We start from the raw sequence: 9,300 nt of genomic DNA on the forward strand, positions 1-9,300 counted from the left end.
AAAATCAAGGCATAGAAAACCAATCAAACAAAACGCTTGATAAACCTATAATTCAACTCGCCAAAGTTTATTTTTTTTAGTTTTATCTTTCGCTTTTTGTTTCGCTTAATTATTCGCTTTACAAATTATATTTTATACCAAAGTGTTATTTTAGTCAATAAAAATTATTCTTTTTTATAAAATATTTTTTGTGATACCTAGAAAGGTTATCATATCAATGTTTTCAACATTCGAAAGAATAAAAAATCTTGCTAAAAAACAAGGAATTAGTCTGCAAAAAGTTGCTGAAGATTTAGGTTTTAGTGTTAATTATCTTTATACTTTAAAAGAAAAAACACCGAAATCTGATAACCTACAGCTTATCGCCGACTATTTCAACGTATCTACCGACTACTTGCTGGGACGGACTGACAACCCTAAACTTTACACGACACCAGACGGCAAAGAGGTAGATTTATCTGATTTACGCAATCGTGTTGTCCTGTTTGACGGAAAACCTCTTTCTGATGAAGATGTCTACAAAATCGAACAAATTATAAAGCTCTCAATCGGGGTGACAGGCAATGAAGATAAATAAACTACTTGAAGAATATAAAGTCACCCTTTTTTTATTCCATGCTGAAATGTGGGATAGGAACGGGCTCTATTTCCCCGATCTAAGAACCATTTATGTTAACGCAACATTATCTGAAGCTGAACGAGAAAAAGTTATCTTGCATGAACTAGGTCATATCAATCACGATCCGAAGCATTATAGTAGGTTGCTTTTAAAATACGAAAATCAAGCTGATAGATTTATGATCCGTGAATTGATTAAAGATTATCTTAAAGATAACGACGTATACGATTTCAACTGGTTACAATTTGCCAACTCGTACCAAATTTCAACAACTTGGGGGCAAGATATAATCATCGAAGAATTTGGGAATATTGTAGGAGAATGAACAATGAAAAAGAAAACTGTCGGGATAGGTATTGCAACTTTAGCTGTTTTTATCAGTCTAGGCTACTACTTCTTCTAAACAATTAGTTCCAATATAAGACGTTACTAAGTCAAAAATCCTAGAAAGGGGAAATATGGAAAATTTAAGCAAAAGACTAGTTGACAAAAGTGTTGAAGCTTTTATTATGGGGCTTGAAATATACAATAAACCAACAATTAAATATAGAATAGAGGGTTTTGGCTTCTTTATTTGTAATGCATCACTGAAATAGAAAAAGACCCTCAACACTTTGTTGAGAGCCTAAGAAAATCTAAATAAAAACAAAAAGATAACCCCAGGCACATAGGAATGCTCACCCTAAAGGCTTACCCCATTCTGGGACCCAGCGTTTATCCTTCACAAGTTATCTTTGTTAATTATATTATACCACGTACATATTAAATATAAAGCAATATGTTGATGTTGGCGCTCCTGCTATTAGTAAACACCTAAAAAATATCTTTACTTTTCTGTTCCACTTGCCGATACTTAGCACTGAATTATGTAAGAACTTGTTAGCCCTGATTAAGTTAAAAATGTCTATACTTTTCCATACCAAGGACAGCCAACCTGTCCAAATTTTGGACAACCTTAATATAATAAAACCCCAAAAATGAATTAACTCAATAAATCTGATACTATAATGCGATTTATCCCATACACATTATCAACCCCTAGATTATAGGTTTTACATTCATTTTTTTGAAGTACTTTCGCTATTTGTCCGTTCCATATTTGTTTGCTTGGGAAATAACGTCAGACGTTCCAAATAAACCCACGGGCCAAAATCAAGTTACCTATCTGAAAAAGCGAAAATCCGATTAAACCGCGCCACTAAGCCAAAGTTACTAATTTTTTAATTCAGATTATTTCAGTTTAGAGAGAGTTAAAATCATAGAAAGGAAATCATGAACGAACTCCAATTTCTAATCTATACAGCAGACAATGAAAAAGAATCAGCTAGCGTGATTATCCGCGGTGAAACTATCTGGGCTAGTCAGAAAGAGATGGCTAAGCTATTTGATGTCGGCGTTCCTGCTATCAGTAAACACTTGAAAAACATCTTTGACGAGGGCGAACTAGACAAAAAAAATGGTTATTTCCAAAATGGAAACAACCACTCAACATGGTGCTATTGCTGGTAAAACACAGACTCAAGAAGTTAGTTATTACAATCTAGACGCTATTATCTCGGTAGTTTATCAGGTCAATTCCCTGAAACGCCCTTAGAATCGCTGTCTCAGCATGCAAAAAGCTAGCAACATTTTTTTAATAAGTAATACTTTTCTATGTTTTCAAAACTATAATTTAAGATATGTTAAAGTATGGAACTAAAAAATAATACTATTATCTTAAAAGAAAGCTTTTTGTTGTGTATTTTATTCTATTTTACTATAATAAGGGTGTATACAAATCGGTGAGGATTTGCAAACACTATATCAAAACCCCCAGTATGTCCGTACTGGGGGTTTTTTGTTGCCCCTAGGGCTATTTCTTGCGATTATTTAACCTCGGATATTTTGTATTTATATTTAAGTGACTAAAACAATATAATTCAGCAAAAAAAGCTAACACCGTGATAGTGCTAGCTTTATTTATATATATTGCTTCTATGACCGAACTCAAGCGCTAGTATGATCATTTTATCATCTTGAATATCGCAAATTAAACGGTAATCACCGATACGATAGCGCCATTCTCCAGAATGATTTCCCGTTAAACCTTTTCCATGTTGCCTAGGATTATCCGTCTGATCCAGATGTTTATCAATCCAAGAAAATAGAAGTTTTTGAATTGATTTATCAAGCTTTTTAATTTGTTTTTGGGCTCTTTTTGAATACTCTATATGATACATGCTAGAACCCTAAAGATTTTTTGAAATCATCATGCGACATTGTTTCAGTATCTTCTAGATATTCAACTTTAGCTTGTTTATAGATATTTAAATCGTGAGCGTCCTCTATTTTCTCTGCCAATGATTGCTTGAATAAGGTCGATAGACTAACACCTTGCAAACTAGCATAGCTTTTGAAGAAAGCTTCTTCTTCTTGATTCAATCGGATTGATATAGTTGACATAGCGACCCCCTTATGTTTTACATTGTAACACATTTCATTATAAAATGATAATACTATGCTATGATTTTAAAGTTAAACATAGTGGTATTTTGTTTTAATTTCCAACATTATGATATTATTGTGCTGTTTTAATTGTATAAAATCCCTAAAAAAAAGCACGGTCTGGATATTCCACCAGACGGGGCTAACGATTAGATTTGCAAGATCTAACTTCCTATTGTGCTTTTTAGGCTTACCGCAAGGAAACAGTTCTTCAGCTCTGCCAAGCCATGCAACGTGCTTACAGTCACATGCCCATAACCAATGGGTTAATTAAAAAGGAGGGAATGAATGGTTACTTCACCGCCTTTCTGACCCTATTTTTTCATTTGCTTACTACAAAGTCAAGAAAAAATATTTTTTGGCATAATTTTTTTAATTATTATTTAAATTATAAATATCATCATAAGGTGTGACACCTAGTTTTTCAATCTGATCAATAGTGATACCCATTTGAAAATATTCTTGACCAGGCACCATCTCTGGTGGCGCATTTAAGTTTTTAACGTCAAATTTTTCATAAAATTCAACCGTCATTCTTTTCCCTTATGATAAAGTGGGTTTTCTTTAGCTCTCTTTACACGGTTAATTGCCGATTGTGAAACGCTCGTCTTTGAATCAAATACTTCCTTAAATCTAGCAATATTTTTTATATCAATTTCAATTTTTTTAGTCAATACAGCCATGGTTATCAACTCCTTATCTACCCATATTATCCAATATTGCATATCATCAGTCAATCCTAACCCTTGGAAAATTATTAATTTCTGACCCTCTTAAACGCCATATAAGCCCCGTACATGCGTTTTAAACCATGCCTATCTATTTACATTCTGAACCTCTTTTGTTATCCTATACGTGATAATATCCTAATTCTAAGCCCATACTTGCCTGTTGATGTTAGAAAAGGAATTATCATGACAATTAAAGAATATAAAAAACACAATGGCGAGATTGTTTTCCGTGCCAAAGTTTATCTTGGTGTTGATGATCAAACGGGAAAGAAAGTTATGACGACCATTACGGGGCGAACCCGTAAAGAGGTCAAAATTAAAGTTACCCAAGCCAAAGCGGACTTTATCACCAATGGGAAAACGGTCAAGCCGTCATATAATATCACTACTTTCGAAGAGCTAACTCGGCTGTGGTGGCATTCGTACGAAAGTACAGTCAAGCCAAACACAAAGCAATCTATGAAAGGTATGATAGATCTTCATATTTTGCCCTTGCTTGGCTCTTATCGCTTAGATAAGCTAAACACCCCTACGATGCAAGAGTACGTCAATAACTGGGCAATACAAGCCAATAATGGCGCTGATGGTGCTTTTGGTAACTATGGCTTACTAGTTAGCACCACTAAACGGATACTACAATATGGCGTAACCTTGCAACTGATAGACGTTAATCCCGCTCGTGATGTTGTTATTCCGAGAAAGCAAGCCAAAGAGCAAAAGCCCATCAAGGTTTTTACTAATCAGGAATTAAAGCAATTTCTAGACTATCTAGATACGTTGGATCTGTCAGAATATCGGAACTTCTTCTCTTATTGCCTTTATAAGTCATTGCTCGCTTCTGGTTGCCGTATTAGTGAGCTACTCGCTCTTGAATGGTCTGACATTGACTTTGCAAATCAAACCATCAGCATTTCAAAAACACTTAATCGCTATAAAGGCGTTAACTCGCCAAAGTCTAGCGCTAGTAACCGTGTTATTGATATAGACAAAGCTACCACCTTACTACTTCAGCAACTCAAAAACCGACAACGGGCTATCACTAGAGAAAGAGGATATACAGAAAAAGTTGTGTTCTCTCCTCTCACTGTTCAGTACATTCGGAGCACTTCCCTCGTTTATCGGCTCAAAAAAGATTTCAAAAATGCGGGGGTTGCTGACATAGGCTTTCACGGTTTCCGACATACTCACGCAAGTTTGATGATGAATGCTGGACTAGGCTATAAAGAACTTCAGCACCGTCTCGGACATGCAACCTTAGCTATGACCATGGACACTTATAGCCATCTATCAAAAGAGAACGCAAAAAAGGCTGTCTCACTCTTTGAAACAGCCATCAATACTTTATAAATAGATCAGGGGTGGTTTGGACAAAATCACCCTATTTTTACAGAAAAGTTGGTTAAAAGGTTGGTTAAAATGATTTCACCACAAATCACGTTACCCATAAACCTTGATATAATGCTTTTCCTAGAACCTTTATTCTATTTTTGATATACTAGACTTAATTATAACAAATTCAATCAAAAAGGTGGTTTTACATATGGAAAATTGTATTTTCTGTCAAATTATTGCCGGTGACATCCCTTCTTCTAAAGTCTATGAAGACGATAAAGTCATTGCTTTTTTAGATATCACTCAAACGACAACTGGCCACACTTTGTTAATTCCTAAAGAACATGTCAGAAATGTGCTTGACATGGACAAAGCAGTCGCTCAAGATGTTTTTTCACGTTTACCTAAAGTAGCTCGAGCTGTTCAAAAAGCTACCGGAGCAACTGGCATGAACATTATAAACAACAACGAAGAGATTGCGGGTCAAACTGTTTTCCATGCCCATGTTCATCTGGTTCCTCGCTTTAATGAAAATGATGGCATCGACATTAAATACACCACTCACGAACCGGACTTTCAAGCTTTAGGAAAACTGGCAGAACAGATTGCAAAAGAGGTTGTCTAAATGGGACTTAAGAAAATGCTAGCTGCTGGTGCTGCAGCCTTTCTGGCATATAAAGCTTTTCAAAAACGTCATGAAATAGCCGAAACTTATAGCACTGAAAAAGATCGCTTTTCAAGTATGAACAAGGATAAAGAAAATATCCAAAAACAATTGTCTATCATTAAATCAGAACTAGCCAAAGTCAATGAATTAAGTGAAGATACTCAACACAAGGTTCAAGTTTTTCAAAAAGATTTAGAACCAAGACTTCACATTATCAAGGAAAAAACCGATCATTTACAAAATCATCTCGATACTAACTAATCAATCGATGAAAAGGCAACACTTTTCTGCACAACTTTTATAAAGTGTTTTCATACTTGAGACTGTAGGTAACAGCTCGGCCTAGTTTTGAACCAGACAAAACAGCCTGCTCACGGCACCAGTCGAAGAATTCATCCATCAAGGGGGCTAGCTCTATCTGGCGTTTATGCAGACGCTCTTCAGTAGAGAGGTCACCCCAGTCATTCTCCAAGGCAAACAGTTGGTCGCAATACTTTAATCCCTTGGCACCCAGCGAAGTCTTATCTGCCTTCTTAGACGTCGCCTCGAAGAACTTTCTTCTGACATGCGCCCAACAGCCAACCAACTCAGCTCGTTCTAACTGTCTATAGGCAGACCACATGTCACAATGTATGTAACCAGAGTAGTCTCCAAGAAACTCCTTCACAACCAAACCACTCCGTTCGCTTATCATGATGATAGAGGGTAATCCCTTGTTCTTCATGCTTGTCAGATAAGAAGGTCCATTAATAGGTCAGCTGGCTATCGCTTTCTAAGTCCTTGTAGGAAGTCTCATCCGCATGGAGAATGGGCTGTTCCAACAACTTCTCACGAAGAAGATTATAAAGTGGCTCAAAATAATAATGACTAGATTTTATGTGCCAATTAGCGATTGCTTTCCGTGTGATAGGCAAGCCAAGTTTATTCCAATCCTCTTCTTGGCGGTAGTTCGGTACCTTGAGATTGAATTCCTGATGAATCGTATGAGCGATGATGGAGGCTGACCCAAAGCTATGTGCCAGAGGTGCCTTAGAAACAGGAGCCTTGATAACCTTATCTTGGGCATTCTTCTCGCTACACGCCTGACAGTTGTAAGCATGTTGGACATGATCAATCCGCTTCAATTGCGCAGGAATAAAGACCAACTCCTGTCTTTTAACACAAGCCCCAATTTCCTTTAGGTCACCATGGCAATCAGGGCAAGTGTCCTCTTCTAGTCTATGATGAACCTCTTCAGCCTTCAATTGGCTCAGAATGGCTTGGCGTTTTCCTTTGGCTTTTTGGCGCTTATAGGTAATGGTTTCAGTCTGACCTGGGTAAGTCATCGTCTTCTTCAGGTACTATTTCTTCACCAAACAAGCTCAACTGACCAGAGGGATAGGTGACTTTTTCGGATGACTTGCCATAAAGTTTCTGAGTCAAATAGGCAACCTATTCACGGAGGAGGGTGAGTTCATTAGCCATCATTTCAATGGTCTTTGTTAAATTTTCAACAACATTATCTTGTGAGCTCATAACTATCCTCCCATTTTTCTTTATTATACCGAAAGAAAAGCCTTGATTTCAAGGCTCTATAATTTCTGTAGTGGGTAAATTCCCTTCGGAGATTATGGAGTCTTTTTTGACTATAGCAAAAAAGTTCCATATGACTTATAATGAAAAGCAACCAAACCACTCATTAGAAGGACTCATATGGAACAACTAGATTATATCAAAGATTCGCTCAACATTAAAGACCCTAACATCACTTTTGAAAAGCAATTTGACAAGTTCTTCACTCACAGAGAGTATCATGCCAAGTTAGATTATGATGCCCCACAATGCCCTGAAACTACCTTATTCCAACGCCAAACTAGAGGCGACCAACAACCTTATCAAAGTCATTAAGCGAAATGCTTTTGGCTTTAGGAAGATGAAAACTTCAAAAAACGGATTTATCTCGCTTTGAACACAACAAAAGAGAGAACCAATCTGATTCTCTCTCGGTGTTAGTTATAAGTCAACCCACTACAGTTGACAATGAGCCATTTTATGTTAGAACTTATCGAAAATCCCTTCATGAGCCAGTCAACTTGTTCAGCTGTTAGGGCTTTGACCTCGTTTTCATTACTCGGCCAGGTCAGTTTCCCGTTCTCGAAACGCTTATAGAGTAGCCAAAATCCTTGACCATCCCAATAGAGGGCCTTGAAGCGATCCTTGCGTCCACCACAGAAGAGAAAGACCTGACCTGAGAAGGGATCTAACTCAAACTGACGTTTAACAAGATAAGCGAGCGAGTCAATACCTTGTCTCATATCCGTTTTCCCACAAACCAAATAGACTTGCCCTAAATCACTGAGTTGAATGGTCATAGAGCAATACCTTATCTAAAATAGTTTCCAGTGTTTCTTGATGAAGAGATTGGAACAAGCTTAGTTCAACTTTTCCAATACGCATTTTCAGCACCATCTCGTTTTTGTTTTTCTGATCAAAACGACGAGATTGGGATGTTTCCAAAGGAACGATAGGTTGTAACATCACAATAGCCTCCAATTCTGTTTTCTACTAACAGTATACTGGAGGAGTGAGAGGATTACTAGATACCTCGTTATGGTGCGCTTACGCTGTTTTTAGGTTCTTAATAATTTATAGATGTGATATCTTAAAGAATGGTAAACCTAGCGCGGTATCATCTTTATCTGTGCTCTTTGTGTTAAATAGATAGGACATTGCATACCAACCAGATAGAGATTTTGTATAGGGATCAGTTACGTAGACCTTACCATTATTGTATCCTTTTAGGACTAACTCATGCGATCCTCTTGTCACAAAAACATTATTTTGAACAGCAGCCAAGACATGGTGTCCTTCTCTTAAAGCTGTTACAAGGCTAGCATAATTGGATAAATTTGTAGCTCTCACTCCCCATGCATTGGCTGCTTTCACAATACCTGGTGCACGAGTTCCAGGAACAAGACGATCGAATTCTTTAGTATTATAGTATAACCAATCTGCCACAGTTGTCGGCATCACTGTTGTTCCTGTCAAAGCCGAAAAGACCATGCTTAATGAAGTTGGAACACAGCCAGTGTCTCCCATTGTGTAGCGTCCATAACGTTTAGCCGACCAACGAGAATCTCGCTGATTAAAGTACGGCATCGGATAGACTTTTTGAAACTTTTTAGCTACAGTCATTTTCTTCTCAAAAGGCTTAACTGTTGTTCCTGGAGCAGAACTGCCTTTTTTAACTAAGGTAATCTCGATACCTTCAACACCTAAAGAAAAACCCTCCGTCCCAGCACTTGAACCGTTCTTTGCCCAACCTAACCATCCTTTATTCTGGCTATGAACGCGATAATAAACATCATAGTGCTGACTAATCTCACCAACTAAAGCAATTCTCACTGCCTCGATTTGACGATTAGAACTCTCCTGACCACTTGCTTGGCCTTCTCTAACGGCTGGTATCCAACCAACGTTTTGAATAT

The 9,300-nt window shown here is 37.3% G+C and carries 14 protein-coding genes and 4 pseudogenes; 9 read left to right on the forward strand and 9 right to left on the reverse strand.

Features of this window, described 5'->3' with window-relative positions; all coding sequences use genetic code 11:
* Positions 1-217 precede the first annotated feature (217 nt).
* The 4 genes and pseudogenes from ABP870_RS05350 to ABP870_RS05365 all read left to right on the forward strand — a co-directional run bounded on the left by ABP870_RS05350 (position 218) and on the right by ABP870_RS05365 (position 2,128).
* Positions 218-577 carry a helix-turn-helix domain-containing protein gene (locus ABP870_RS05350; RefSeq protein ID WP_350014432.1) on the forward strand — a complete coding sequence of 120 codons (360 nt, stop codon included), beginning with the start codon at positions 218-220 and terminating at the stop codon, positions 575-577.
* Entirely contained in the window at positions 564-944 is a 381-nt protein-coding gene (locus ABP870_RS05355; RefSeq protein WP_350014433.1) for an ImmA/IrrE family metallo-endopeptidase, read from the forward strand. Before ABP870_RS05350 ends, ABP870_RS05355 begins: the two co-directional genes overlap by 14 nt.
* Before the next feature lie 133 nt (positions 945-1,077).
* Positions 1,078-1,203: pseudogene (locus ABP870_RS05360) on the forward strand (DUF3644 domain-containing protein); the annotation flags it as partial.
* Positions 1,204-1,891: 688 nt separating this feature from the next.
* The gene (locus ABP870_RS05365; protein ID WP_405054640.1) at positions 1,892-2,128 is read left to right on the forward strand and encodes a hypothetical protein; all 237 of its coding nucleotides are present in this window, start codon (positions 1,892-1,894) and stop codon (positions 2,126-2,128) included.
* Between the two features lie 446 nt (positions 2,129-2,574).
* Here ABP870_RS05365 and ABP870_RS05370 read toward each other — a convergent pair whose 3' ends face one another.
* From ABP870_RS05370 to ABP870_RS05385, 4 genes are all read right to left on the reverse strand, one after another.
* Positions 2,575-2,838, reverse strand: a complete 264-nt coding sequence (locus ABP870_RS05370; RefSeq protein ID WP_350014434.1) for a type II toxin-antitoxin system RelE family toxin — start codon at positions 2,836-2,838, stop codon at positions 2,575-2,577.
* A 1-nt stretch (position 2,839) separates the two neighbouring features.
* A complete protein-coding gene (gene relB / locus ABP870_RS05375; RefSeq protein ID WP_350014435.1) occupies positions 2,840-3,061 on the reverse strand; it encodes a type II toxin-antitoxin system RelB family antitoxin in 222 nt (73 codons plus the stop codon).
* Positions 3,062-3,475: 414 nt separating this feature from the next.
* On the reverse strand, positions 3,476-3,637 hold the full coding sequence (locus ABP870_RS05380) for a hypothetical protein (protein WP_350014436.1): 162 nt from the start codon (positions 3,635-3,637) through the stop codon (positions 3,476-3,478).
* Positions 3,634-3,786 (reverse strand): hypothetical protein, encoded by a 153-nt coding sequence (locus ABP870_RS05385; RefSeq protein ID WP_350014437.1) that lies wholly within the window; start codon positions 3,784-3,786, stop codon positions 3,634-3,636. Before ABP870_RS05385 ends, ABP870_RS05380 begins: the two co-directional genes overlap by 4 nt.
* A 231-nt stretch (positions 3,787-4,017) precedes the next feature.
* Here ABP870_RS05385 and ABP870_RS05390 point away from each other — a divergent pair, with 231 nt between their 5' ends.
* From ABP870_RS05390 to ABP870_RS05400, 3 genes are all read left to right on the forward strand, one after another.
* Positions 4,018-5,181 (forward strand): tyrosine-type recombinase/integrase, encoded by a 1,164-nt coding sequence (locus ABP870_RS05390; protein ID WP_350014438.1) that lies wholly within the window; start codon positions 4,018-4,020, stop codon positions 5,179-5,181.
* Between the two features lie 193 nt (positions 5,182-5,374).
* Entirely contained in the window at positions 5,375-5,791 is a 417-nt protein-coding gene (locus tag ABP870_RS05395) for an HIT family protein (protein WP_350014439.1), read from the forward strand.
* Complete coding sequence (locus ABP870_RS05400; protein ID WP_350014440.1) at positions 5,792-6,094, forward strand: hypothetical protein; 303 nt, start codon at positions 5,792-5,794, stop codon at positions 6,092-6,094. It begins immediately after the preceding gene.
* Between the two features lie 43 nt (positions 6,095-6,137).
* Here the strand turns inward: ABP870_RS05400 and tnpC are convergent.
* Positions 6,138-7,158: pseudogene (gene tnpC, locus ABP870_RS05405) on the reverse strand (IS66 family transposase); the annotation flags it as partial.
* A pseudogene (locus ABP870_RS05410) lies at positions 7,136-7,348 on the reverse strand (transposase domain-containing protein). The pseudogenes tnpC and ABP870_RS05410, both read right to left, overlap by 23 nt.
* A gap of 177 nt (positions 7,349-7,525) precedes the next feature.
* Between ABP870_RS05410 and ABP870_RS05415 the strand changes: the two are divergent.
* Together ABP870_RS05415 and ABP870_RS05420 are read left to right on the forward strand one after the other, a co-directional pair.
* Positions 7,526-7,720 carry a hypothetical protein gene (locus ABP870_RS05415; RefSeq protein ID WP_350014447.1) on the forward strand — a complete coding sequence of 65 codons (195 nt, stop codon included), beginning with the start codon at positions 7,526-7,528 and terminating at the stop codon, positions 7,718-7,720.
* Positions 7,653-7,825, forward strand: a pseudogene (locus ABP870_RS05420) (transposase); the annotation flags it as partial. The gene ABP870_RS05415 and the pseudogene ABP870_RS05420, both read left to right, overlap by 68 nt.
* Here the strand turns inward: ABP870_RS05420 and tnpB are convergent.
* The 3 genes from tnpB to ABP870_RS05435 all read right to left on the reverse strand — a co-directional run.
* Entirely contained in the window at positions 7,822-8,184 is a 363-nt protein-coding gene (gene tnpB, locus ABP870_RS05425; RefSeq protein ID WP_350014441.1) for an IS66 family insertion sequence element accessory protein TnpB, read from the reverse strand. The pseudogene ABP870_RS05420 and the gene tnpB overlap by 4 nt on opposite strands.
* The gene (locus ABP870_RS05430; RefSeq protein WP_350014442.1) at positions 8,165-8,350 is read right to left on the reverse strand and encodes a hypothetical protein; all 186 of its coding nucleotides are present in this window, start codon (positions 8,348-8,350) and stop codon (positions 8,165-8,167) included. Before ABP870_RS05430 ends, tnpB begins: the two co-directional genes overlap by 20 nt.
* Positions 8,351-8,458: 108 nt before the next feature.
* The coding region (locus ABP870_RS05435; RefSeq protein WP_350014443.1) for a C39 family peptidase at positions 8,459-9,300 on the reverse strand (842 nt) is incomplete at its 5' end.

The organism is Streptococcus jiangjianxini (genome assembly GCF_040225085.1).
GTDB classification, from domain to species: domain Bacteria; phylum Bacillota; class Bacilli; order Lactobacillales; family Streptococcaceae; genus Streptococcus; species Streptococcus jiangjianxini.